26 protein-coding genes are annotated in these 23542 nt (G+C 41.9%); 15 read left to right on the top strand and 11 right to left on the bottom strand.

The genetic code is table 11. The features are described from left to right. Positions 1-36: 36 nt before the first annotated feature. Positions 37-513, bottom strand: a complete 477-nt coding sequence (locus tag ACGTNI_RS09715) for a divergent PAP2 family protein (protein WP_394461932.1) — start codon at positions 511-513, stop codon at positions 37-39. A 100-nt stretch (positions 514-613) separates the two neighbouring features. On the opposite strand from ACGTNI_RS09715, the gene ACGTNI_RS09710 reads away from it, so the two are divergent. Then, positions 614-1009, top strand: a complete 396-nt coding sequence (locus ACGTNI_RS09710) for a DUF309 domain-containing protein (RefSeq protein ID WP_394461930.1) — start codon at positions 614-616, stop codon at positions 1007-1009. 20 nt (positions 1010-1029) lie between these two features. After that, positions 1030-2517 (top strand): leucyl aminopeptidase, encoded by a 1488-nt coding sequence (locus tag ACGTNI_RS09705; RefSeq protein ID WP_394461928.1) that lies wholly within the window; start codon positions 1030-1032, stop codon positions 2515-2517. Positions 2518-2555: 38 nt separating this feature from the next. On the opposite strand, the gene deoD is transcribed toward ACGTNI_RS09705, so the two are convergent. Beyond that, entirely contained in the window at positions 2556-3266 is a 711-nt protein-coding gene (gene deoD / locus ACGTNI_RS09700) for a purine-nucleoside phosphorylase (protein WP_394461926.1), read from the bottom strand. Positions 3267-3481: 215 nt separating this feature from the next. Between deoD and ACGTNI_RS09695 the strand changes: the two genes are divergently transcribed. Both ACGTNI_RS09695 and ACGTNI_RS09690 read left to right on the top strand, forming a co-directional pair. Next, entirely contained in the window at positions 3482-3685 is a 204-nt protein-coding gene (locus ACGTNI_RS09695; protein WP_085505713.1) for a hypothetical protein, read from the top strand. A gap of 23 nt (positions 3686-3708) precedes the next feature. After that, positions 3709-4806 (top strand): cation:proton antiporter, encoded by a 1098-nt coding sequence (locus tag ACGTNI_RS09690; protein WP_394462070.1) that lies wholly within the window; start codon positions 3709-3711, stop codon positions 4804-4806. A 36-nt stretch (positions 4807-4842) separates the two neighbouring features. On the opposite strand, the gene kapB is transcribed toward ACGTNI_RS09690, so the two are convergent. Beyond that, complete coding sequence (gene kapB, locus ACGTNI_RS09685) at positions 4843-5223, bottom strand: kinase-associated lipoprotein KapB (protein WP_085505712.1); 381 nt, start codon at positions 5221-5223, stop codon at positions 4843-4845. Between the two features lie 112 nt (positions 5224-5335). Between kapB and ACGTNI_RS09680 the strand changes: the two genes are divergently transcribed. Both ACGTNI_RS09680 and ACGTNI_RS09675 read left to right on the top strand, forming a co-directional pair. Beyond that, on the top strand, positions 5336-5518 hold the full coding sequence (locus ACGTNI_RS09680) for a hypothetical protein (protein WP_394461924.1): 183 nt from the start codon (positions 5336-5338) through the stop codon (positions 5516-5518). Positions 5519-6088: 570 nt separating this feature from the next. Beyond that, positions 6089-6667: a superoxide dismutase family protein gene (locus tag ACGTNI_RS09675; protein WP_394461922.1), complete on the top strand. Its 579-nt coding sequence runs from the start codon at positions 6089-6091 to the stop codon at positions 6665-6667. A gap of 38 nt (positions 6668-6705) precedes the next feature. Here the strand turns inward: ACGTNI_RS09675 and ACGTNI_RS09670 are convergent, their stop codons facing one another. Further along, the gene (locus tag ACGTNI_RS09670; protein ID WP_394461920.1) at positions 6706-7875 is read right to left on the bottom strand and encodes a MalY/PatB family protein; all 1170 of its coding nucleotides are present in this window, start codon (positions 7873-7875) and stop codon (positions 6706-6708) included. 166 nt (positions 7876-8041) lie between these two features. On the opposite strand from ACGTNI_RS09670, the gene ACGTNI_RS09665 reads away from it, so the two are divergent. Together ACGTNI_RS09665 and yugI are read left to right on the top strand one after the other, a co-directional pair. Continuing rightward, entirely contained in the window at positions 8042-8515 is a 474-nt protein-coding gene (locus ACGTNI_RS09665; protein WP_394461918.1) for a hemerythrin domain-containing protein, read from the top strand. Between the two features lie 334 nt (positions 8516-8849). After that, positions 8850-9248 carry a S1 domain-containing post-transcriptional regulator GSP13 gene (gene yugI / locus ACGTNI_RS09660; RefSeq protein WP_394461916.1) on the top strand — a complete coding sequence of 133 codons (399 nt, stop codon included), beginning with the start codon at positions 8850-8852 and terminating at the stop codon, positions 9246-9248. Between the two features lie 66 nt (positions 9249-9314). Here yugI and ACGTNI_RS09655 read toward each other — a convergent pair whose 3' ends face one another. Beyond that, the gene (locus tag ACGTNI_RS09655) at positions 9315-9554 is read right to left on the bottom strand and encodes a DUF378 domain-containing protein (RefSeq protein WP_394461914.1); all 240 of its coding nucleotides are present in this window, start codon (positions 9552-9554) and stop codon (positions 9315-9317) included. Positions 9555-9693: 139 nt separating this feature from the next. On the opposite strand from ACGTNI_RS09655, the gene ACGTNI_RS09650 reads away from it, so the two are divergent. The 3 genes from ACGTNI_RS09650 to ACGTNI_RS09640 all read left to right on the top strand — a co-directional run bounded on the left by ACGTNI_RS09650 (position 9694) and on the right by ACGTNI_RS09640 (position 12858). After that, positions 9694-10860 (top strand): iron-containing alcohol dehydrogenase, encoded by a 1167-nt coding sequence (locus ACGTNI_RS09650; RefSeq protein WP_394461912.1) that lies wholly within the window; start codon positions 9694-9696, stop codon positions 10858-10860. A gap of 153 nt (positions 10861-11013) precedes the next feature. Continuing rightward, positions 11014-12360, top strand: coding sequence for a glucose-6-phosphate isomerase (locus ACGTNI_RS09645; protein ID WP_394461910.1), 1347 nt, complete (start codon positions 11014-11016; stop codon positions 12358-12360). A gap of 93 nt (positions 12361-12453) precedes the next feature. Continuing rightward, complete coding sequence (locus tag ACGTNI_RS09640) at positions 12454-12858, top strand: YugN-like family protein (RefSeq protein WP_085505702.1); 405 nt, start codon at positions 12454-12456, stop codon at positions 12856-12858. On the opposite strand, the gene ACGTNI_RS09635 is transcribed toward ACGTNI_RS09640, so the two are convergent. Both ACGTNI_RS09635 and ACGTNI_RS09630 read right to left on the bottom strand, forming a co-directional pair. Beyond that, complete coding sequence (locus ACGTNI_RS09635) at positions 12847-13839, bottom strand: ion channel (RefSeq protein WP_394461908.1); 993 nt, start codon at positions 13837-13839, stop codon at positions 12847-12849. The genes ACGTNI_RS09640 and ACGTNI_RS09635 overlap by 12 nt on opposite strands. Before the next feature lie 134 nt (positions 13840-13973). Further along, positions 13974-14543 (bottom strand): thioredoxin family protein, encoded by a 570-nt coding sequence (locus tag ACGTNI_RS09630; RefSeq protein ID WP_394461906.1) that lies wholly within the window; start codon positions 14541-14543, stop codon positions 13974-13976. A gap of 198 nt (positions 14544-14741) precedes the next feature. On the opposite strand from ACGTNI_RS09630, the gene ACGTNI_RS09625 reads away from it, so the two are divergent. Beyond that, on the top strand, positions 14742-15800 hold the full coding sequence (locus ACGTNI_RS09625; protein ID WP_394461904.1) for a M20/M25/M40 family metallo-hydrolase: 1059 nt from the start codon (positions 14742-14744) through the stop codon (positions 15798-15800). A 600-nt stretch (positions 15801-16400) separates the two neighbouring features. Here ACGTNI_RS09625 and ACGTNI_RS09620 read toward each other — a convergent pair. From ACGTNI_RS09620 to ACGTNI_RS09605, 4 genes are all read right to left on the bottom strand, one after another. Beyond that, on the bottom strand, positions 16401-16895 hold the full coding sequence (locus ACGTNI_RS09620; RefSeq protein WP_394462068.1) for a TspO/MBR family protein: 495 nt from the start codon (positions 16893-16895) through the stop codon (positions 16401-16403). A 585-nt stretch (positions 16896-17480) separates the two neighbouring features. After that, entirely contained in the window at positions 17481-17858 is a 378-nt protein-coding gene (locus ACGTNI_RS09615; protein WP_085505696.1) for a TraR/DksA C4-type zinc finger protein, read from the bottom strand. A 31-nt stretch (positions 17859-17889) separates the two neighbouring features. Further along, entirely contained in the window at positions 17890-18276 is a 387-nt protein-coding gene (locus ACGTNI_RS09610; RefSeq protein WP_394461902.1) for a hotdog fold thioesterase, read from the bottom strand. 93 nt (positions 18277-18369) lie between these two features. After that, positions 18370-19311 carry a 1,4-dihydroxy-2-naphthoate polyprenyltransferase gene (locus ACGTNI_RS09605; protein WP_394461900.1) on the bottom strand — a complete coding sequence of 314 codons (942 nt, stop codon included), beginning with the start codon at positions 19309-19311 and terminating at the stop codon, positions 18370-18372. Between the two features lie 263 nt (positions 19312-19574). On the opposite strand from ACGTNI_RS09605, the gene ACGTNI_RS09600 reads away from it, so the two are divergent. Genes ACGTNI_RS09600 through menH form a run of 3 tightly spaced genes read left to right on the top strand, consistent with a single transcriptional unit; the run spans position 19575 to position 23523 of the window. Beyond that, positions 19575-20966 carry an isochorismate synthase gene (locus ACGTNI_RS09600; protein WP_085505693.1) on the top strand — a complete coding sequence of 464 codons (1392 nt, stop codon included), beginning with the start codon at positions 19575-19577 and terminating at the stop codon, positions 20964-20966. Then, positions 20966-22711 (top strand): 2-succinyl-5-enolpyruvyl-6-hydroxy-3-cyclohexene-1-carboxylic-acid synthase, encoded by a 1746-nt coding sequence (gene menD / locus ACGTNI_RS09595; protein WP_394461898.1) that lies wholly within the window; start codon positions 20966-20968, stop codon positions 22709-22711. Before ACGTNI_RS09600 ends, menD begins: the two co-directional genes overlap by 1 nt. 5 nt (positions 22712-22716) lie before the next feature. Beyond that, positions 22717-23523 (top strand): 2-succinyl-6-hydroxy-2,4-cyclohexadiene-1-carboxylate synthase, encoded by an 807-nt coding sequence (gene menH / locus ACGTNI_RS09590; RefSeq protein ID WP_394461896.1) that lies wholly within the window; start codon positions 22717-22719, stop codon positions 23521-23523. Positions 23524-23542: the final 19 nt, after the last annotated feature.

The raw sequence follows: 23542 nt of genomic DNA, 5'->3' as shown, positions 1-23542 counted from the left end.
ATCTTATGCAGGCGGGTATTTTTGTTAACAGATGATTTAAAAAATCGCATAGTAAAGAATAATGCTCAATAGAATTCCAGTCACACCACCGAAAAACACCTCAATCGGTTGATGACCAAGCAATTCTCTTATTTCCTCGCGTTTTTCAAATTCTTGTTTTTTGTTCCAAAGTTTGGCTTCATCGACAAAGCGCTGAAAATCATTGATCAATAAATTTAAAACAATCGCTTGTTCTCCGCTTTGTCGCCTTACACCAGTCGAATCGAACATGACAATGATACTGAACACAGCGGCAATGCCGAACATAGAAGAATCAAAACCCTCTTGCAGGCCTACTGCTGTGGCCAGGGCTGTTACTGCAGCTGAGTGGCTGCTGGGCATGCCGCCAGTACTGAACGCAAGTCCCGGGTTGAAATCTCTTGTTGCAATCATTCGAATCGGTACTTTTACTGCTTGAGCGAATAAAATCGCTATGATAGCAGACCACAATGGAAAGTTATACAATAACTCCATGATTTCCTGTCATCCTTTCCAGCTAGTATAACTATAATTTCTATACTTCCCTTTGGTATGATAGGTGTAACATCTTATTCTTATCCTTCGGGGGTTGCTGATGTGTAACTTATACCCAATGTCTTATTATGAATTTTTCATTTCCTTCAATGAAGGTGATTTTTACACGTGCCATGATCTGCTTGAGGAAATATGGTTAACAGATCGGCAAAATCTGTTTATCAAAGGTTTGCTTCATTTAAGTGTGGCATTATATCATTACAGTTATGGTAATGTAAAAGGTACCCACGCGTTGCTTTTATCATCACATACCTATCTCTCAAATTATGATGGTGTGTATTGGGGGATAGCAGTCCCTGAGGTAGTTGACTTTATAGATGATTGCTTGACTATTATATCACAACTTTCCATAGAGGATGACTGCAAAGGCTGGGATGAACTCCCCGAATTTCCGCAGCTTTATTTGAACATTGGGGAAGACGGAGAAATCTTTTAATAACTATGGAGGTGGAAACATTGTATACCATTCGTAAGACTCTTTTAGAACAAGACGAGGCCCTAATCGTAGGTCTTTTTCATGAAAACAAAAACCAACAGCCGATTTACCAATTACTTAATGAACAGTTTGACGATGGCTTAGATAGTTATGTGAAAAGCGGAGATATTTCCAACAACTATAAGTCTGTCTCTAAAATTCTTACATACGGAAAAATTACGGTAAAGCGCGTTTATTTTCTAGGGCTTGGGAAGAAGAAAGAGTTGACACAAACGAAATTAAAACAAGCCTTTGGGAAATTATTTCAACTTCTGCAAAAGGATGGTCTTACTCAAGCTGCGATTGCTTATGATAGCTTTTCATTTGGTGAAACAAAGGAGGAGCTGACGGCAAAAGCAATGACGGAAGCGATGGTTATGGCAACCTATCAATTCCCTCATTACAAAACGAGCAATTACCAGCCAAGAAAGGTAATCGATGACTTAGTGTTGATCACCGAGGAAGAAAAGGAAGAAGATCTGCTGCAATCGCTTACTGTTGGAGAAGCGTTTGGTAAGGGAGCTAACACTTCACGTTATTTGGTCAATCTCCCGGCTAACTTATTGACAGCTAATGATATGGCTGAATTCTCCCGTACATTAGCTGAAGAACATGGATTTGAAGAAGAAATTCTTGAAAAAGAAGATTTGCAAAATCTGGGAATGGGTGCTTTGCTTGCGGTGAATCAAGGCTCTAAAGAACCGCCTAAGATGATCGTGCTAAAGTATCAAGGGCGTACAGAGTGGACAGATGTTATCGGTCTGATAGGCAAGGGCATTACTTATGATACGGGAGGATATTCGATTAAATCGAAGACAGGCATGCCAGGTATGAAGGGTGATATGGGAGGAGCAGCAGCTGTCTTAGGGGCGATGGATATAATTGGGCGGTTGAAGCCTGCTCAAAATGTAGTGGCGGTCATCCCCTCAACGGATAACATGATTTCAGGCGGTGCGTTCAAACCGGATGACGTCATTACTTCTTTAAGTGGAAAAACAATTGAAGTATTGAATACCGATGCAGAAGGTCGTTTGGCTTTAGCGGATGGTCTCACTTATGCCAAACACCACCGCGCCCAAAAACTGATTGATGTTGCCACATTGACTGGAGGTATGGTAACGGCTCTAGGTGAATGGATGACAGGGGCAATGACAAATGATCCAGGCTTTTTTGCCCAGTTGAATAAAGCTTCAGATGAAGCGGGTGAGCCTATGTGGCTGCTGCCTTATAATGAAGACTATCAAGCACAAGTCAGGAAAAGCAGTGTAGCTGATCTTAATAACTCACCAACTAGAAAAGCTCACCCAATCATGGGCGGTGCTTTCGTGGCAGAGTTTGCGGAAGGTACTCCGTGGGTGCATATTGATATAGCTGGGACGTCCGTAGTGGAGTCCGATCACGACTTAGGGCCAAAAGGGCCGACCGGTGTTATGGCAAGAACCCTGGCAAATTATATTTTAAAGGCATAAAAAAAGATTGGTTCCGATCATGGAACCAATCTTTTTTATTAAGACTTAATTGCAGCTTCAAGGGCTACTTCGATCATATCGTTGAAGGTGGTTTGTCTTTCTTCTGCGGAAGTTTCTTCTCCGGTTAGGATGTGGTCGCTAACAGTCAACACGGACAATGCCTGGCGATCATACTTTGCCGCCAGTGTGTAAAGGGCTGTAGTCTCCATTTCAACCCCAAGCACATTATAGTCAGCCAATTGGTTAAAAAGATCCATCGCATTGTCACGGTAGAAACTGTCACTTGTGAAAACATTACCGACACGAAGTTTCAGGCCTTTTTCTTCACCAGTATCATAAGCGTTTTTCAAAAGTGAGAAGTCAGCGGTCGGAGCATAATCGATGCCACCGAATACCATTCGATTCATTTGAGAATCCGTAGAAGAAGTAGATGCCAGAATGACATCCCGTACCTTGACGTCTTTTTGCAATGCTCCACAAGTTCCAACGCGAATCAGTTTTTTAACGCCATAACTTTCCATCAATTCGTTGATATAGATAGAAATGGAAGGTACTCCCATTCCTGTCCCCTGTACGGAGATGCGTTCTCCTTTATAAGTACCCGTATACCCATACATTCCTCTGACTTCGTTATAGCATACGGCGTCTTCTAAAAAGTTTTCTGCTATATACTTTGCGCGTAAAGGATCACCGGGAAGTAGAATCGTCTCCGCTATATCCCCTTGCTTAGCGCCAATATGTACACTCATTGTATAACCTCCATTATTTACATTGTTTACTACAGTTACAAGTTATCACAGTGAAAAATCAAAAACAAATATAGCGCCTTCATTTACTGATATGACAATGATTTGCCATAATTATGAATATACATTCATTCACATAACTTTCATATTATTCATTCTTTTGTCGATATTTTTGTGCATGAAAAAGAGTAAAATAAAAGTATAAGGAGGGGGTTGTGATGCAAAATAATTCTGTGGCAAATATCCAAGGATGGCTGGATGGTTTAGAAGCGGAGAAGCAAGCCCTGTTACATGATATGAGTGAAGGTGTAAATCATTTACCTACAGAAGAACAAAATATGAAATTAGAACAATTGGACGCTTTGATTTTCGCCACTCAGGCGAATCAAAGCCTAAAAAGAAACAGAAAAGCCCGTAGCTAAGGTTAGGTTACTTAAGCCTTAAAATAAAATTTCCCAATGTCATTCTCTATATCCTGCTGGGTATTGTATTGGCCGATGTTGTCAGCGGTAATGAATTGCTTCACTTTGCAAGTGAAATAGGTATTGTTCTACTGTTCTTTTTATTGGGACTGGAATTCAGTGTAAACAGGCTCGGTGGTATTGCCAAGAAAATTTGGCCCGCGGGTTTCCTGGATGTTTTTCTCAGTATGGGAGTCGCTATGATACTGGCCATGGCCTTTGGAATGGATTTGTTCCATGCCTTTCTGATCGGGGCTGTTACATATGCTACAAGTTCCTCTATAACTGCAAAACTGTTAGATGATAAATGCCGAATGGCAAATACAGAAACAGAATTCATTTTGGCTTTGTTGATTTTCGAAGATCTAGTGGCGCCAATTGCGATCGCAGTGCTGATAGGTATCAGTTCTGGAGATAGCTTTACCATGGTGGATTCGATTATTTTAGTCGGAAAGATTATAGGATTGACAGCAGGTGCAATTGTACTTGGTAAGACACTCTTCAAACGCTTTGGTCAATTCCTGGATAAGATTGATGATGAGGATTTCAAGATAGCTCTTTTGATAGGGATTGCTTTAACGTATGGAGGGATGGCTTTATACTTAGGACTCTCAGAAGTTCTGGGAGCATTTTTAGCAGGAATGATGCTAGCCGAAATCGGTAATATCGATCGTGTCCAACAAACGGTGGTACCTGTCAGGGATCTGATGCTTCCAACCTTTTTTGTTTACTTCGGTACTTCCATTGAATTTGGAGACGGGGTTCCTTTTCCGTTATTACTGCTTGTATTGGTCCTATGGTCAGTTATCGCAAAGTTATTAGTAGGTATAATCGGAGGGAAATTGTTTGGGCTTTCAAAGCGATCATCACTACGCGCGGGGTTTTCATTATGCGCGAGAGGAGAATTTTCCGTTGTTATCGCAAGTATTGCCAGTGGAAACATCAAAATATTCAGTGGAATTTATATTATTATCACCGCATTTCTTGGCATGCTATTATTTGACTTAGCCCCGAAGTTAACAAATGCTATTTATGGTAAACCGGAAAAAAAGAAACGGGATTTAAAAGTGCCTGGAAGTTGAAAGGAGCTGCATGGTTTCCCAGTGTAGCTCCTCTTTTTATCCAAAATAAGATTTTTCTAATGAAGTTACCTGATCCAGCGCTTTTTGATTGAAAGCAGAATCTTTTCTTTCCAGGCGCTCTCTCAACCTGTTCACCGCATTTCTTAGCGACTGTTCGTAATCAGGTATCTCACCATCATAGGCCTTTACGGCGGATTTTGCAATATTCGCTTTTTCATGGTGGCTCAGCGCTTTTCGTTCGTGGAAGAATACATCTTCCGTTTTCCCCGGGTTATGTAGATCTCCTTGCATCGGGTGTTTTTCTACAGCTAATACTTCAACTAAATAAAAACGGTCTCGATCCTCGATGATTTTTCCGATATAACTGCCTGATTTATAATGCGCGATTACGGAGTCTCCGATATTAAGCTCTGACATAATCAAACCTCCTTTGTTTCATTGTAACAAATATATCCTTCTTTTTTTATTTATAGAGATTGGAAAATCTGATATACTAGGCGTGTAATTTGATAAGGAAGTGATGCCATTTATGATGGATTTTTTATATTTTCCAGAGGATAAAACGGAATACATTCCTGCTGTATTATCTTTGTCTGTATTTATTGCTCTTGCAGTACTTACTATGTATTTGATCATTAGAGTATCAAAGAAACAAGAAGAACGTACAGAAGAACGATTCAAAAACGAAGAAGAGCACAAGCCACTATCTTAACAAATGAGCCAGGGGAGCCCCTGGCTTTTTACATTTAAGCTCCCTTTAATTGAAGACTCAGTTTCAAGATAGTTTGTTTCCGTTACGTTAGTAACGGTTAGGAGAGGAGGGCCGGGAAATCACTCGCTTTCCATGGGCGTACGGTGAGCTTCCTCGGGCTAAAGCCCTGCGGGATCTCACCATGTACTATTCTCCCATCGGAGTCTCGCAATTTCCCGGCCCTCCTTGCGTTTTTATGTGTAACGGAAACAGGTCAGCACGGAAGACTATAAAATGAGTAAAAAGCGAGCTTTATGCCTCATCACACTTAAAGGTACCTTGGTCGGCGGCTCCCCCCACAGGAAAGCGACCCGTTTCCCAGCCGCCCTTACTTCTGGTTCGGCAACGGACCTCAAAGTATCTCGAAATCAAGTCTTCGACTTTTCGGACCTTTTATTGAATAAGGCTTTATGGGTAAATCAGCAACAAGCTATATTTAAGTAAGACTTAATGGCCGCTTCTTTTCAAATGCTTGTGTAAAGGAATAAATATTTGGTTAAGCTATGGGAAACAAGGGAAAGGGCGTTTCTCATGGAGTATAGAAAGTTATTTATTATAGGTCTTCTTGCTTTAGGTTTGATAGGGTGTCAAAGCAGCAGCAGATCAAATGCTACGATCGGAATGTATAACCAGGATGGGGATATGATTGGTACAGCTAAACTGACAGAGCGGTCGGAAGGAGTCCAGGTACTGGTAAATGTGGAAGGTTTAGAACCTGGTCCCCATGGTTTTCACGTACACGAATTTCCGGTGTGTGAAGAACCTGATTTTACAAGTGCCGGCAACCACTATAACCCTACGGGAAAAATGCATGGGCTGATGAATACGGAAGGTCCTCATGTAGGCGATATGCCTAACTTAGAAGCAGATGAATCTGGGATGGTAGTGGAAGCGGAAGTGATGCTTCCGGAAGCGACCTTACTGGATGGGAAAAATTCATTGATGAAAGGGGAAGGCACTTCATTAGTCATCCATGAAGCAATCGACGATGGCTTTTCGCAGCCTGCGGGAGATGCGGGAGAACGTGTAGCCTGTGGAAAGATACAATTAAACGATGACGGGGAGATGCCAACCGATCCGATGGACCAAAAGAATAAAAAAGAGGAATGAGAAAAGACGGGCGCTTTATAGGCCCGTCTTTTTTCATATTAAAGTTCTTTCACCGCTTGTACGATGCGGTCTACGCCCTCTTCGAGTGTCGCTTTAGGGCAGGCAATGTTCATGCGCATAAATCCTTCGCCTTCTTTACCAAAAGAGGCGCCGTCATTAAGTCCTACTTTTGCGGTCTCCTGCATAAAAGTCTTCAAATCTTCATGCGCAAGCCCGGTTTTTTTACAATCAAGCCATAAGAGGTAAGTTCCTTCTGGTTCTACGACTTCTATTTTTCCTGTCGCATTCAAATGTTTCAGCGCATAATTTTTGTTTTCCTCTATGATTCCAAGGAGTTCTTCTAACCATTCTGTACCATGTTGATAAGCAGCTTCTAAAGCTGTAATACCCATTGTGTTCAGCATGTTCATTCCCTGAGCAAGGAACTTATCATCCACTTTTTTCTTCAATTTCTTATCGGCAGTGATTACATACGATGCCTGTAATCCTGCTAAATTGAAAGTTTTGGTAGGCGACAGACAGGTGATCGTTTTTTGGTTGATATCTTCTGACAAAGAAGCGATCGGTGTATGGTTATATCCAGGAAGGACAAGGTCTGCATGAATTTCATCAGAAAATATGAGGACATTGTGTTTTAAACAAATGTCTGCCATTTTCTTAAGCTCTTCTCCTGTCCATACCCTCCCTACCGGGTTATGAGGGTTACATAGAATGAATGCTTTTACATCATTATTTTTTATTTGATTTTCGAAGTCATCGAAGTCAATTTCGTAACGATTCTCTCTGTAGATCAGTTCATTCTTGATAATATTGCGCTCATGCTGTTCGACTACTTTATAGAATGGGGGATAGACAGGAGTCTGAATCAAAAGGTTATCTCCTTTTTCTGTAAGTGCCTGCACCATCATATGTAGGCTGGGGACGACTCCTGGACTATAGGTGATCCAGTTAGTATCGATTGTCCAATTATACCGTGACTTTACCCAGTCGAATATCGTCCCTCCAATTAACTCGTCTGTTAACGTATATCCAAAAATGCCATGCGCTGCTCGTTCCCTTAAAGCATCGATGACGCCTTGCGGGGCTTGAAAATCCATGTCTGCCACCCACATAGGGAGCACTTCTTTGGATTTGAATAACTTTTCCGCCATATCCCATTTCACAGAGCGTGTACCCATGCGGTCTTTCACTTCATAAAATCGGCTCATTTCTTATCACTCCTTTTAATTACCTTCACCTTTTCATCTTAACCAAAACTGTAAGAAATGAGAAATAAGCTGTTTTTATTAAAATAAATAACTGATTGTGACAAACATCATGTTTCTAAACCGGAATATGAGCTATATTGTAAGAGAATAACAGGAGGTGATAGAAATGTTGCATAATGACGGCGGGCTACCATTACTATTAGATCAGTTCCTGGAGGATCACCAGTCCCTGCAGTCAGAAATGAAGATCATTGATGACTGTTTGACTAACCTTGAGCGGTCTGTGCGGATTTCTTATGAGGATATGAAGGAACTTGTTTTGCCAGTCAAGCATTTCTATGAACAATTGGAAGCCCATCTGCTTTCAGAAGAGAAGGAACTCTTTCCTTTATTGTTAAATGAAACGGAAGAACATGGTTATCTTTATTTCACCTTTGATTTAGAACATAAACAAATAAAACAATACATCAAACAGTTCTTATTCATGGCTGAGCGTTATCATGAAAGGACAGTAGAAATACAAAAAGCTAATGTGTTAATCAGCCTCCGTTTTGCGCTGGAGGCAGTTACTGCTCATTTTATCCGGGAAGAGGAAAACCTCTTTCCTGAAATTCTTACATTGCACGAAAAACTTGTCTAACAAATAAAAAAAAGCAAAGCGGTTACCGCTTTGCTTATACAGGGGGAATACGAGAAAGTCTTACGTTACTCATTATTACCAAATTAAACATTGTTTAAACCTGTTTTAAATAATTTTTTCATAGATTCATTGATTTTTTTATGGAATAGGATGTTTCATTTCGATAAATTAAAACATTCGATCAGTAACATTAAGCGCCTACCTCTATTATAACTCCTGTTTTTTTAGAACTTTTGTTGCAATTTGCGAGTATTCTTTGCCACCAGCTGATTAATGTGATAGAATCAATAATTGCGTAAAAGTATAATAATATATAAATCAGGAGTTGTATAGCATGTCAGAGAAGTTCGAAACAGGTCAAGTATTAGAAGGTAAAGTTACTGGAATTCAGCCATACGGTGCATTCGTTGCCCTTGACGATCAAGTCCAAGGCTTGGTTCATATTTCTGAAGTGACTCACGGTTATGTAAAGGATATTAATGAACACCTATCCGAAGGCGATGAAGTAAAGGTTAAAATTCTGAATATCGACGAAAAGAAGAACAAGTACTCTCTTTCTATCCGTGCTACTCAGGAAGCACCTAAGAAGCAGCCTCGTCGTCTACGTAATTCCCAGCCTGCACAAGCACAAACTCAAGATAATTCAGCAGGGTTCAACACGTTGAAAGACAAGTTGCAAGATTGGATTGAGCAATCGGAAGATCGCTCTAAGACCTATAACAAAAACAACTAATACTATTTTTGACCAGGCAGATATGAACAAGGCAGTCACGAACTCATCGTGACTGCCTTGTTGTTTTTATCGAGTAGTATTCGGTTCTGTCCGGTCAGCAGTTTCGAGCTCTGGACGGAACAAATAAGATAGTGCAATAACACCACTGATACCGACAAGCGTGTAGATGATACGGGCAAATGCACCACTTTGTTCACCACCGCCGAAGATGGCAGCAACCAGGTCAAATTGGAACAATCCAATCAATCCCCAGTTAATTGCTCCTATAACTGTTAGTATTAATGCTATCCGTTTAATTGTATCCATGTTTTTCCCTCCAATTAGTTAAGAATAGGTTCTCTGTTAGGTTTTCTCGAAATCCATATAATATGCATATTGCTTATGTTTTGAGAAATTTGGATAAGTTCGTCATAATTAATTGGGAAAGAAAGGAGTTTTGATAAAAATGGATGCATTTCAATTTCATAATCCAACGAAGTTGATTTTTGGCAAAGACCAGCTGGAAAAGCTTCCTGATGAGCTTCCACAAGGAACGAAGAAAGTTCTTATGGTATATGGTGGAGGTAGCATCAAGAAAAATGGCATATATGATAAAGTGCTGGATAAATTGAAAACATTTGGTGCGGAAGTATTTGAATTGTCTGGAGTAGAACCAAACCCAAGGCTTGCTACCGTCCGAAAAGGTGTGGATATATGCAAGCAAGAGGATATTGATTTTCTTTTAGCGGTCGGCGGAGGAAGCGTAATCGATTGTACGAAGACGATTGCGGCTGGTGCAAAATATAAAGGAGACGCATGGGATCTTGTTACAAAACAAGCTGTTCCGGAAGGAGCTTTACCATTCGGTACAGTGCTCACTCTGGCGGCGACTGGTTCTGAAATGAACGGAGGAGCAGTAATCACTAACTGGGAGACAAACGAAAAATATGGTTGGGGCTATCCTCCATATACGTATCCTTCATTCTCTATACTTGACCCAGCTCATACTATTTCTGTACCTCGTGATCAGACGATTTATGGCATTGTAGATATGATGTCCCACATTCTAGAGCAATATTTCCATAATCCCACGAAATCACCTGTACAAGATGAAATGTGTGAAGGGGTCTTAAGGGCTGTCATCGAAACAGCGCCGAAGCTGCTGGATGACCTGGAGTCGTTTGAGCACCGGGAAACCATTTTATATGCGGGTACGATTGCGTTAAATGGCATGCTCCAGATGGGTTATCGTGGTGATTGGGCCACGCATAACATCGAACATGCTGTCTCGGCAGTTTATGATATTCCTCATGCGGGAGGTTTGGCAATCCTCTTCCCGAATTGGATGAAGCACAACCTTGATCAGGACCCTGCCCGCTTCAAGCGATTGGCTGTCCAGGTGTTTGGCGTCAATGCAGAAGGTAAATCAGACCGTGAAGCTGGATTGCAAGGGATTGAAGAATTGCGTAAGTTCTGGTCATCACTTGGTGCTCCTGAAACTTTGCGGGATTATGATATCGATGATTCGAAATTTGATCTGATTGTGGATAGAGCAATGAAACGTGGTTCTTTCGGTAACTTTAATAAGTTGGAGAACGATGATGTAGCATCTATTCTAGAAATGTCCAAATAATGACAATAAAGCCGTCTGGCAGGCAGCTAGACGGCTTTTAAAAATAATTTTCACTTGTATCCGTTTTCATCCTGGAGCGTGCTTGAATTGCACGGTGTGTTCCGCTAAAGTGAAATTGGATTGGTTTTATTCAGAAAAACTGGAGGGATAAAAGTGACACATATTCGCTTTGATTATGAAAAAGCTTTACCTTTTTTCGAAACGCACGAATTGGATTATATGGAAGATGCAGTCAAGCTCGCGCATTATGCCTTACATGAAAAGACAGGGGCTGGCAATGATTTTTTAGGATGGCTTGACCTTCCTAAAACTTATGATAAAGAAGAATTCAGCCGTATAAAGAAGTCAGCAGAGAAAATACAGTCAGATAGTGACGTTCTGGTTGTTATCGGTATAGGCGGGTCGTATTTAGGAGCTCGTGCAGCATTAGAAATGCTGAACCATAGCTTTTACAATGAAATGAGCGGTGAACTGCGAAAAACACCACAGGTATTTTTTGTTGGTAATAGTATTAGCGCGCCATATATGAATGAACTGTTTGATGTATTGAAAGATAAAGATGTATCCATCAATGTCATTTCCAAAAGTGGCACGACAACGGAACCTGCCATCGCATTCCGATTGTTCCGTAAGTTTCTGGAAGAGAAATATGGAAGAGAAGAAGCTCGTAAGCGTATCTATGCAACCACGGATAAGCAAAAGGGCGCTCTGAAAACATTAGCTGATGAAGAAGGCTATGAGAGCTTTGTAGTACCGGATGACGTCGGTGGCCGTTTCTCTGTATTAACAGCGGTAGGGCTGCTGCCGATAGCGGTCAGTGGTATTGATATCGACAGCATGATGGAAGGCGCGAAAGCAGGAATGGATGAATTGAGTGGTTCTGAACTGAGCGAAAACCCAGCATACCAATATGCTGCTGTACGGAATATTTTCTACAATAAAGGCAAGTCGATTGAAATGCTTATTAATTACGAACCAGCCTTACAATATTTTGCGGAATGGTGGAAACAGTTGTTTGGAGAAAGTGAAGGGAAAGACCAGAAAGGAATCTTCCCTGCATCCGCAAACTTCTCGACAGATCTTCATTCCCTTGGCCAATATGTTCAGGATGGCCGGCGAGACCTGTTTGAAACGGTATTGAAAGTAGAGAAACCAAAATCAGATATTACGCTTGAAGAAGACGAACAGAACCTGGATGGCTTGAATTATCTTGCAGGTAAGACAGTAGATGAAGTTAATGAAAAGGCCTATGAAGGTACTTTGCTTGCACACACAGATGGTCAGGTTCCGAATCTGACTGTTCATGTTCCTGAGTTGAACGCCTATACATTTGGCTATTTAATTTATTTCTTTGAAAAAGCCTGTGCCATCAGTGGATATTTATTAGGTGTCAATCCTTTCGATCAGCCGGGAGTCGAGGCGTATAAGAAGAATATGTTCGCCTTGCTTGGTAAACCAGGATTCGAAAAAGAAAAAGAAGAGCTGGAAAAACGGTTGTAAGTAAAAATAGCAAAGCCCCGCGGGAAGCGGGGTTTTTTTATGTTCATAAACTTCAATGATTTTGGGGAAGGTAACAAGAAAGGAGTGATGATTGTGATTCCTGTAACTTCAAAACTGACAGGTGAAGCTTTCACTTTGAGCGAATTAGAACAGACCTTGAAACCTCTAGGTTATCAAATAGGTGGCAACTGGGATTATGACCATGGTTATTTTGATTATAAGATTGCTGACGAGGGAGGTTACCAGTTTCTGCGTGTCCCATTTCAAGCAAAACAAGGGTCCTTAGACGACTACCATGTAATAGTTGAATTAGGTGAGCCTTTTCTACTTTCCCATAAATATCAGCGAGGGATGGACGATCACGTACATGTTGGTGTCGGTAAAGCTTCCATTGACCAATTTTCTGAACCCGTTGACCCCGATGCTTCGGTTCCGGATAAATATGTTGAAATCGGCAGAGAACTAGTAAGAGAGCTGGAAGCTCATTTACTTCGGTGACAATAAAACCAGTCGGTCGTCCTCACGTATTGATTCTTGTGGATCGACATTAATCAGCAAGGAATTTTGTCTTAGCAATCCAATGAGAATGGAAGTTTTTTCAGCGTAGTAAGCTGCCCCTGTTGAAAAGTTTGCGTCAATTAAATGGGTGGGTGGGGTGAGTTCATAAAACTGTTCCTCCGTCAGGATTTTCAATAACAATTTAAATGGTTGGACAGGGTCGTTCCGATAAAGTTCATGGTAAAATAAAGAACTCATAAAATCGTTGGATCGGATGACGTCTTTCGCTCCTGCCCGCTCTGCATTGATGACCTGTTTGTCGGTAAGAATTTCAGCTGTTATATTAAGGTCAGGGTTGCAGCCTTTCATCGCAACAATACCTAATATAACTGCCTGATCTGCCTTATCTTCCGATTGCGAAGGGTCAGCGGTTATCAGAGCTTTACGAGCTTTGGTTATATTTGCCATCAATAAGATTTTATCTTCGTAAAAATCACCACGTATAAAATGAACCGGATATTTTCGGTAGGGGAGCATGTTCATTGTTTTATCAATGACCACTACTTTTTCCGGGTCTTTTTGTTTTTGCATGATATCAATCAGTTGTCTTGTGCGTTCATTCCAGCCCACCACGATAATATGATTTTCTCCTTTAAAGGCGACTTTTCCACTTGATAAATCACGTTCATATTTAATCGTTCCTGCAGATATAGTTGCCATATAAAAAGTCAGAAGGCCCCCACCTGCTAGAATCAGTAAAATAGCAACAATCCTTCCTGTAGTGCTTAACGGTACATAATCTCCGTAACCTACAGTCGATCCTGTAACGAATGCCCACCATACGCCATCAAAAAGTGTGGGAAAATGACTGGGCTCAAGCAAATGGATGACACTCCCAAAAAACACCATGAAGATGATAACCGTGAGAAAAAGGCGCACGAATATTGGTAAACGGAAATAAAATTGAACAAAACCATACATACAGGTACGCCTCCTTTCTAGCATTTAAAGTAGATAATTATCAGGGTTAGCAAAAAATGACAAAACAAGCTTTTCTAACATTAAGTATAGACAACCTTTCCTTCGATAATACAATTTTAAAAAAGCCTGCCGTGTTATGGCAGGCTTGATTCCAACTGTCCGAGTGACTGTTTTAAACTGTCATATACTTCACTCCAAAAGTCCTGGTTATCACGGTAAGCTTTCGTTATGAATTGAAACATTTGCTTTTCTTTCAGTTGGTAATCTTTTGGATCTTTTTTAGGCAGACCGTTTCTGGATTTTTCGATAAATTGTTGAATAGCCTCTGCTCTCGGCCCCCAATGGGTTACTTCATTTCCTTCCGGATCAATAAAAATGAAAATAGGAATAGACCTGGCATCTCCTGTCAGATAGTCATCCATTAATTCCGGGTTTTCATCACGTGATAACAAATGAACATTCATGTGACCTGCCTCGGCGAACTTTAACAAAATAGGTATGTTAAGCATGGCATCTCCGCACCAATCTTCTGTTAAAACGATCACTCGTAAATTCTGTTTTTGCAAATACTCAAAAAAGGGCTGATCATCCGTAGGGATATGGAAGTTCTCATATATATGAATAAAATCTTTTTGGTATTTACCCATTGATTCTACATATTCTTGTGCAGTTATTCCTTTTTCAAACCATTCTTCCAGATTCATGTTAGCTCCTCCTCGTAATAATGAACATATCAAGAATCCATTCCCCGATTTGTAATGATTCATGCACACATTTTTAATAAGTTATCAAAGTGTAAAAGAAGCTTGTGTAACATAAAACATCTTCTTAAAAAAACATTCTCATCTGCGATTTGATTTTTTGGTATGATGGAGAAAGCAGTGGTAGAAGGAGGAACAAATATGGAACAACAACGCAGGGACTTTTTATTGGAATTATTAAACACAGCATCCCCCTCCAGTATGGAAATGGAGATCCAAAAGAAATGGATGAAAGAATTTAGCCCTTATGTTGATAAAATGCTCACCGATAATGCAGGCAATGCAATTGCTGTTCTCAATCCCAAAGCTGATTTCAAAATACTTTTAGCTGGACATTGTGATGAAATCGCATTGGTCATCAATCGGATTGATGAGAAAGGCTACCTGCATTTTGACAAAATGGGAGGAATTAACCCCAAAGCTGCAATCGGTATGAAGGTACAAGTACTTGGCTATCAAAAAACAGTGACAGGAGTCATTGGGGTTAACGCCCAGCATCATGGTGGGATTAAGGATGACTTTGGTCTGGAAGATCTGTTTATTGATTGTGGAGCTAAATCAAAAGAGGACATGGAAGAACTGGTGCAAATAGGTGATTTGGCGGTCTATAAGCGGGAACCGGAAGTGATGATGGACCGCTATGTAGCTGGAAGAGGGCTTGATAATCGTACAGGTGCTTTCATTGTGGGAGAAGTAGTGCGCAGACTCTCAAAGAAAAAATTGAAAGTGGGTGTCTATGCCGCTTCCACTGTCAATGAAGAGACAAATATGGGCGGCGCCTATTTTGCAGCAGCTGGAATTGAACCAACGATGGCGATTGCCTGTGATGTCACCTTCGCAACCGATTACCCAGGCGTTAATACAAACAAATATGGGGATGTCCGCTTAGAAGCTGGGCCTGTACTAGCTAAAGGAGCACCGATTAACCGGAAGATCAATCAACTACTTGAAAAAACGGCAAAATCTCTTGAAATGAAGGTGCAATATGAACTGACTCCAAGAGCTACGGGAACAGATGCCGACAGAATGAGGCTGACAGGAAAAGGGGTTCCGGTAAGCCTGGTTTCTCTTCCGCTTCGATATATGCACTCCCCAGTAGAAACGGCCAGCATCAAAGATATCGACGAAGAAATTGATTTACTGGTGGAAATGATTTCCAATATGACAGGAAAAGAAAGCCTTAATCCTTTAGAGGATTAGAACAATGTATTTGACTAGATAAGATTTTATTGAGAGTTAGGAAATTTCTTAGATCTCCATCAGGAAAATAGTGAGCTGAACGGGGCGAATGCTGCAATAAGCTTCATATTTTTCCTGTGGCAGGAGAAGAGGGTTCCGGCTCTCTTTTTTATTAGCCGCAAAATAGGAAGACAATAATATTATTTTGGATTGATGGATGAATTTTCATGTGTACTACCGAATACGATAAGGGTATAATGAGAACAGATGTTCGTTTTCGGAGGTGACAAAATGAGGCACATAGATAACATCCTAAGTCGAGCGAAGGAAAGTGGCAAAACAATAGAGTTGATCTATCTCAGCAAGGGCAACGATTTTACTCATCGGGTTGTTAAAGTCCTTCGGGTGAACGAGGAAGAAATACTTGCCTTCTGTTATATACGACGCCAGGTAAGGAGGTTTAAAAAAGCAAATATCTTATCAGCAGCTCCTGCTCGAAACAAGAAGGGCGCTTAATTCAAGATAAATACATTGCTATAGCCATGATTTGCCACAATAAAAATCTCAACCTGACATAAATTCCAAGCTTAGAAGCCTTGCGTGTGAATCAGGCAAGGCTTTTTACATCCATGGAAAGAAGGTCTGATTGGGATTCATCTGAAAGAAAGTAAAGGCCAGGAACGTGGCAAATAAACTCCAAAGGAAATAAGGAATAAGTAATAATGAGCTTAGCTTTTCCCACCTGAAGAGCAGAATAACTAACAGTAAACTGCTTAATGCCACTAAAGAAGTATCTACAGAGGCTAATAACAAGTCTTTTAAATCAAATTGTAAGAAGCTGAATAACTGGTTCGTTATATAGTTGAATATAAAGATGCTCCAGAACCATACTCCTAATTGCTTGAAACCGTTTTTGAAACCAGCATAAGTGATGGAGAAAGCAATGAAACCATATAATATTGCCCATATTATTCCAATCGTACTTCCGCTTGGTGTCCAGGATGGTTTATCCAGCCCGTCATACCATGGACGATCAACAGGAAACAAAAATCCAGCTAGTGAAAAAGCGGCATATATGAGGATGAAAACAGCTATAAATTTAATTAATCTACCGATAGTACTCTCTCCTTTTGCAATCTTGTTATAAAATTTATTCAACAAAACGGGCGAAAAGTCGAAGGCTTGATTTCGAGGTATCTGCGGTTCTTTACCATAAAAGCTTCCTCGGGCTATCGCCCTGTGGGATCTCGCCTAGATCCTTCTACCCCGGGAGTCTCGCAGTTTCCCAACCACCCAATCCGAAGGATGGGAGAAAAGAACCCCTCTTATATTGCAGATGTCTTCTACTTTTAATGGATAATTGAATAAAGATGCGGCTTTAAGTTCATATTTCATGTATAGCTCACTCTTGGTTCGAAGAACGATATACTGATGTTTCCGTTTCTCTCATAAACGCAAAGAGGTCCGGGAAATTGCGAGACTCCAGTGGGATGAACATGAGCGGTGAGATCCCGCAAGGCGAAGCCTGAGGAAGCTCACCACATGCCCACGGAAAGCGAGTAATTTCCCGGACCTCCACACCGTTACTACCGTAACGGAAACAAACTATCTCGAAACTGAGCCTTCAAGAAAAGGGAGCTTATCTTTAACATAAGCATGGAGTTTTAACAGAGACACAGGCTAAAAAGGAAGAACGGTGTATTACCGTCCTTCTATCTCCTGACTCTCTTCTACTGTATAGCGAGCGGTAGGTTCGATTTCCAACCGTTCGACAGGGATTGGATCGCCTGATTTTTCACTAAGTCCGTATTTTCCGTCTTCGATTCGTTGCAGGGCATCTTCAATCTCCATCATACGTTCCCGTGCTTTTTCGTAAAATGTCTGATCCTTGGAACGCTCAAACTGTTCTGTCCCATGGTTGCCTGGGTGATCAGGCATATCAGACAATTCCTGATGGCTTTCCGCAGAGGAGTCTTGATTTCCCAGAGAGTCGCTATATTTTTCGAGATCCTGTTCTGTTTCCTTTTTCATTTCCAATAATCGTTCTTTGAATTCCTGGATTTGTTTATCATTAAGCATGGCTTCGTCTCCTTTCGAAACACTAGTATCGTTATAGAGGAACTACACCAATCGTACAGCGAGAGATGGAAATAAGCTTTTCGGCTTCATCGGTGATTTTAATTTCCCAAACCATCGTGTTCCTGCCAATGTGGAAAGGTACAGCGGTGGCTGTGACGGCGCCGTCACGTTTACTTTTGATATGGTTAGCGTTGATTTCAACTCCAAATACGCGGTGTGTTTCCGGATTGATATTATGAAATGCACCTATACTTGCTGCTGATTCTGCAAGGGCGACACTAGCTCCCCCATGAAGAAATCCAAGTGGCTGGTGAGTCGCAGCATGTACCGGCATCGTCATGACCACCTTGTCTTTCTCCAGTTCTTTTACTTCCATCCCTAACGCTTCCATCATCGTATTGTCGAATTGTAATTCCATTACACTCATTCCTTTGTAAGTATTTCCCGTAAAACCTTCAATAAAACATCACAGGATGTAAAAAGAAGCGGCAAAAACCTTTGCCGCTTGATGTTAAATAGGTACATAGATTTGTAGTAACAAAGAGACACCTAATAAGAAACCATAGATTGTATTGGTTTGAGCAGTTGCCTTCATAGCCGGCATCATTTCAATTGGCTGTGATTTACCAACGAATCCTTTCACTGCCGGAACTGCTTTCTTTATGCTCAAAAACGCAAGGAAGCTCCATAATGGCAGTAGGCCAAGGATGATATAAATCAATGTTAATAGATAGGATGTGAGGAATAATGCTCCAAGGAAGCGGATAGCGCCTTGTTTTCCTAACAGGATGGCAATTGTCTTCCGTCCGTTTTCTTTATCTCCATCTAAATCCCGGATATTATTGGCAAGTAAGATGGCGCCAACAAAAATGGCGACTGGTATGGAAATCCAAAGGACTCCTCCATGGATTGTAAGGGTTTGGATAAAATAACTGATGCCGATAATGATGGTGCCCATGAAGAATCCTGCTGCCAATTCGCCAAATGGAGTATAAGCGATTGGATAAGGGCCACCGGTATACAAATAACCGAATAACATGGAAATAGCACCGATAGCAGCAACCCACCAGCTGGTTGTTACTGAAATATAAATACCAAGCAGGATAGCAACGCCGAATAAAGAAAGCGCCAACGTTAATACCGTTTTAGGGGAAATACCATCCCTGACGATTGTACCACCGATACCGACAGAGTTTTCATTATCCAGCCCTCTTACATAATCATAATACTCGTTGAACATATTTGTTGCGATTTGTATCAATATGGAAGCTGTCAGCATAGCAAGAAACAGCCCTGCATGAAACCCCCCATCCAGTACGCCCAGCATCGTTCCGATGAATACTGGCACGAATGCTGCTGTCAACGTATGGGGACGAAGCAGCCGCCACCAAACTTGAAAACCTCCCTTTTCATTCAAGGAAGCCTTTATATCTTGACCTTGCACAGGATTCATAGTTGTTCTCTCCCTTTATTTCTATCAAATTATTACAATCAATCTTAAGTTTATGGAATCAAGGAGAAAGTGTCAATCTATGTAAGAAACTATTGGATATAAGTAGGGATTCCTTGAGTCCTGTCCAAAAAGAGAATAAAATAGAAAAGGAAGTGAAAAACAGGATGGAAGTAATACACCCGTTCGTGAGCAGGGTGACTTATATAGGGCTTAGTCTTAGTATTCTCTAAGACTATCATTCCTGGTACTCAGGGGGGACACGTATGATTCATACAGAAGCAGCGACACTGGATGAAGTCATAGATCAGGCATTGAATAAAGCGAAACAGACCAATAAAGAGCAGCTGGTAAGTTTCGTTGATTATATAGAACCAATTGACCCGATTTTGTTTTATGTGGGAGCATCGGTGATGGGTGATACCCGACTTTTTTGGAAAAGTGCCGATGAAGACTTTGTAATGGCAGGAGTTGGTGCGGCTGTACGTTTAGCTTCACCAAAAAACGACCGTTTTCAGGATATACAATTTCAATGGAAGAAGCTGATGGAGCACGCCTACAGGTTCGATCGCTATGAGCAAAAGGGAACCGGTCCAGTAGCCATGGGAGGTTTCAGCTTTGATCCTTTCAAAGTAAGTACCGAATTATGGGCTTCTTTTGAAAACAGTCAGCTGGAAATTCCGGGCTATTTACTGACGAAAGTGGGGAGTGACCATTATCTTACCATTAATGCCATCATTTACCCGGATGACCATAAAGAACAATTGAAATTTCAATGGGAAGAAGCTAAGGCGTTATTGTTGCAATGTACTAACCGTTCTTTTAGTACTCCGGAAATTTTGGAACAAACCGAAATCGAACCGGAAGCATGGAAACAGTTGGTTAAGAAAGCAACGGAAGATATTGAAGCCGGAGTGGTGGATAAAGTAGTGCTGGCACGGGAGATGCGGTTGAAGTTTGATGAAAATGTTGACATAGCTCAAGTACTTCAGCATCTGGATGACACCCAGACGAACAGTTATATTTTCGCATTTGAAAGTAATGGTGCCCAATTTGTCGGGGCTACCCCGGAACGCCTGGTTAAAGTGGAAAATCAAAACTTATTGTCTACCTGTCTTGCGGGGACAATCCCTCGAGGGGAGACAGCCGAACAGGATGAAAAGCTGGGGCAGGAACTCCTGATGGACGAAAAGAACCTGGAGGAGCACCAGTTCGTTGTCCGGATGATACGTGAGGCGATCGAAGCCTGCAGTGAAAACGTCGATATTCCAGCCTCGCCTGTACTTTATCCATTAAAGAATCTTCAACACCTTTATACACCAGTAAGGGCAAGATTAAAGCAGGAGCATACATTACTGGATGTCGTTTCCCGTCTGCACCCGACACCGGCGTTGGGAGGATTGCCACAAGAGGAAGCGATTGAATATATCCGGGAGTTTGAACCCCTTGATCGAGGCTGGTATGCCGGTCCGGTAGGATGGTTCGACTCGAATCAAAATGGGGAATTCGCCGTCGCCATAAGATCTGCATTGATTGAACAAAATAGGGCATCCTTATTTTCGGGCTGTGGCGTAGTAAAAGATTCGGATCCCGAAATGGAATATGAAGAAACAGCAATTAAGTTTACACCGATGTTAGCCGTACTAGGAGGAGCATGATGGAACACACCGAGACACTGACCAGGTACATGGCCAAGTTTGTGCAAGGATTAGTGGAGGCGGGGGTACGGGATGTTGTCATCTCGCCTGGCTCTCGTTCTACTCCAATCGCCATGACCTGTGCTGAATACGATGAAATTAATCATTGGGTTAACCTGGATGAGCGCTCGGCTGCCTTCTTTGCTCTTGGCATGGCAAAAGAACGAAGAAGGCCTGTAGCGCTGGTATGTACTTCCGGCACCGCTGCTGCCAATTATTATCCTGCTGTGATTGAAGCTTTCTACAGCAGGATTCCTTTAATTGTACTCACTGCAGACCGGCCTCATGAACTTCGGGATGTTGGGGCTCCCCAGGCAATAGAACAACTGAACTTGTACGGGGAGTACGTAAAGTGGTTCCATGACCTTGCATTGCCAGAAGGGAGCGAAAAAATGCTCCGTTATGCGAATACTACCGCTGGTCGTGCTGTTCAGGAAGCAATTCTTGGGAATGCTGGTCCTGTCCAAATCAACCTGCCGTTACGGGAACCTTTGATCCCTGACTTTACTTTACCAGGTTTATGGGAAACTGACAGGGCCACAAAAGAACAGAGCCCGGTCATTGGCAAGCGGGGATTGGATCGTGAACATCTGGATAGTCTGATTGAAAAACTCAAAGGGTTTTCCAAAGGCGTCATAGTTTGCGGACCGCAGATGGACCCTGAGCTTGGTGAAGCGCTCGCCTATTTGGCTAAGCGCATCGGTGCTCCTGTATTGGCAGATCCACTGTCCCAGCTTAGAGCAAATAAGTATGAAAAGAATAATATCATTGAGACGTACGATGCGATTTTAAAGCATGATGAAATTAAACAGGCACTGCAGCCGGAGTTTATTATCCGTTTCGGAGCGATGCCGGTTTCCAAGCCTTACTTACAATGGCTGACTTCCCTGAATGCCCCGCTTCACTTCATAGTGGAACCGGAGGCAGGATACCGTGAACCAGCAGGTGTCGAGACTGCAGCCATCTATGCCGACCCTGTTATTTTCTCTGAGCAGTTAGCTGAACGGCTGGATGAGCCTATTGTGGAATATAGCTGGCTTGATACCTGGAAAAGTATGAATCGGATTGCGAAAGACCTGCTGCTTGCGGAATCACCTGAAGAAGGTATGAATGAAGGTCATGCAGTAGTCAAGCTTGCCGAAGTGATACCTGACCAGTCTATTTTATATGTCGGCAATAGCATGCCAATCCGTGATGTCGATACTTTCTTCATGACTACGCCAAAAGCAGTCGATATCATGGCTAACCGGGGCGCGAACGGCATTGATGGTGTCGTGTCTGCTGCCTTGGGTACAGGTGCCAATGGTAAACCGGTAACATTGCTGATTGGAGATTTATCCTTTTTCCATGACATGAACGGGTTGTTGATTGCTAAACAAAAGAACCTTAACATCACAATTGTTCTGATAAATAATGATGGGGGCGGGATATTTTCCTACTTGCCGCAAGCCAGCCATCCTGAACATTATGAGGAGTTGTTCGGCACTCCCATGGGCATTGAATTTCAACCATTTGTGGAAGCTTATGGCGGCTCTTATTGCCTGGCAGAATCGTGGGAGGACTATACAAATGCATTGGCTGAAAGTTATGCTTCATCAGGTTTATCGGTGATAGAGGTCCGGACGAGACGGGAAGAAAATGTTCCTTACCATAGGGCAAAATGGGAAAGCGTCAAAGAAGCTATTGGTAAACAGTTAAAGGGTTGATCGTTATGTATCATACAATTGATGGCACAAAATACTGGGTGGAAATCAATGGCCAAGGCCCTCCTATGATGTTGCTGCACGGTTTTACCGGAAGCACTCGGACATGGGATGACGTAGCTGGGGTGCTAATAAATAAAGGGTTACAAGTGATAACGATTGACCTGCCCGGGCATGGGAAAACCATTTATAACACGGATTACAGGTTATCGATGGAACGGGTTTGTCATGACTTGAAATACTTAATAGATAAATTAAACCTTTCTTCTCTTACCCTGGCAGGATATTCCATGGGTGGGAGAACGGCCCTTTCCTTTGCTGCTTTATATCCGGATTATGTGGCACAACTTATTTTAGAAAGTGCCTCTCCCGGGTTGGAATCGAGTGAGGATCAGCAAGCAAGGATTAGTAAGGATGAAAGACTGGCCAAAAAGTTAGAAGTTGAAGGGATCCTATCATTTGTCGACTTTTGGGAAAACCTTCCCCTATTTGATTCCCAACGAAGACTCCCGGAAAAAGTGAAAAGAAAAATTCGGGAAGAAAGATTGAGCCAGTCTGCAGCTGGTTTAGCACTGTCACTCCGCGGCATGGGAACTGGTGCCCAGCCCTCATGGTGGGAACAGTTAGTGCATCTGGAATTGCCAGTCCAACTGATTGTTGGCGAGTGGGACAAGAAGTTTGTATCTATCAATGAACGTATGAAAAGAAAGCTATCAGATAGCTCGCTGTACGTGATTCGGGAGGCTGGGCATGCGGTTCATGTCGAACAACCGGAGTTTTTTGCTGAAATTGTCAGCGAATTCGTGCTAGAATAAGAAACGGAAAGCGTTTTAA

The sequence above is a fragment of the Thalassobacillus sp. B23F22_16 genome (assembly GCF_043496955.1).
GTDB lineage: Bacteria > Bacillota > Bacilli > Bacillales > Halobacillaceae > Thalassobacillus > Thalassobacillus devorans_A.
The sequence above is the reverse complement of the archived record's forward strand: the minus strand, read 5'-3'. Positions and strand labels throughout refer to the sequence as shown.

Excerpts from the sequence above, each read along its gene's own strand:
- ACGTNI_RS09605 (WP_394461900.1), bottom strand. The coding sequence starts at position 19,311 with ATGAATCCTGTGCAAGGTCAAGATATAAAGGCTTCCTTGAATGAAAAG.
- ACGTNI_RS09615 (WP_085505696.1), bottom strand. The coding sequence starts at position 17,858 with ATGCTTAATGATAAACAAATCCAGGAATTCAAAGAACGATTATTGGAA.
- ACGTNI_RS09625 (WP_394461904.1), top strand. The coding sequence starts at position 14,742 with ATGGAACAACAACGCAGGGACTTTTTATTGGAATTATTAAACACAGCA.
- ACGTNI_RS09650 (WP_394461912.1), top strand. The coding sequence starts at position 9,694 with ATGGATGCATTTCAATTTCATAATCCAACGAAGTTGATTTTTGGCAAA.
- ACGTNI_RS09600 (WP_085505693.1), top strand. The coding sequence starts at position 19,575 with ATGATTCATACAGAAGCAGCGACACTGGATGAAGTCATAGATCAGGCA.
- menD (WP_394461898.1), top strand. The coding sequence starts at position 20,966 with ATGGAACACACCGAGACACTGACCAGGTACATGGCCAAGTTTGTGCAA.
- ACGTNI_RS09695 (WP_085505713.1), top strand. The coding sequence starts at position 3,482 with ATGCAAAATAATTCTGTGGCAAATATCCAAGGATGGCTGGATGGTTTA.
- menH (WP_394461896.1), top strand. The coding sequence starts at position 22,717 with ATGTATCATACAATTGATGGCACAAAATACTGGGTGGAAATCAATGGC.
- ACGTNI_RS09630 (WP_394461906.1), bottom strand. The coding sequence starts at position 14,543 with ATGAATCTGGAAGAATGGTTTGAAAAAGGAATAACTGCACAAGAATAT.
- ACGTNI_RS09675 (WP_394461922.1), top strand. The coding sequence starts at position 6,089 with ATGGAGTATAGAAAGTTATTTATTATAGGTCTTCTTGCTTTAGGTTTG.
- kapB (WP_085505712.1), bottom strand. The coding sequence starts at position 5,223 with ATGTCAGAGCTTAATATCGGAGACTCCGTAATCGCGCATTATAAATCA.
- ACGTNI_RS09610 (WP_394461902.1), bottom strand. The coding sequence starts at position 18,276 with ATGGAATTACAATTCGACAATACGATGATGGAAGCGTTAGGGATGGAA.
- yugI (WP_394461916.1), top strand. The coding sequence starts at position 8,850 with ATGTCAGAGAAGTTCGAAACAGGTCAAGTATTAGAAGGTAAAGTTACT.
- ACGTNI_RS09655 (WP_394461914.1), bottom strand. The coding sequence starts at position 9,554 with ATGGATACAATTAAACGGATAGCATTAATACTAACAGTTATAGGAGCA.
- ACGTNI_RS09635 (WP_394461908.1), bottom strand. The coding sequence starts at position 13,839 with ATGTATGGTTTTGTTCAATTTTATTTCCGTTTACCAATATTCGTGCGC.
- ACGTNI_RS09710 (WP_394461930.1), top strand. The coding sequence starts at position 614 with ATGTGTAACTTATACCCAATGTCTTATTATGAATTTTTCATTTCCTTC.
- ACGTNI_RS09665 (WP_394461918.1), top strand. The coding sequence starts at position 8,042 with ATGTTGCATAATGACGGCGGGCTACCATTACTATTAGATCAGTTCCTG.
- ACGTNI_RS09680 (WP_394461924.1), top strand. The coding sequence starts at position 5,336 with ATGATGGATTTTTTATATTTTCCAGAGGATAAAACGGAATACATTCCT.
- deoD (WP_394461926.1), bottom strand. The coding sequence starts at position 3,266 with ATGAGTGTACATATTGGCGCTAAGCAAGGGGATATAGCGGAGACGATT.
- ACGTNI_RS09715 (WP_394461932.1), bottom strand. The coding sequence starts at position 513 with ATGGAGTTATTGTATAACTTTCCATTGTGGTCTGCTATCATAGCGATT.
- ACGTNI_RS09670 (WP_394461920.1), bottom strand. The coding sequence starts at position 7,875 with ATGAGCCGATTTTATGAAGTGAAAGACCGCATGGGTACACGCTCTGTG.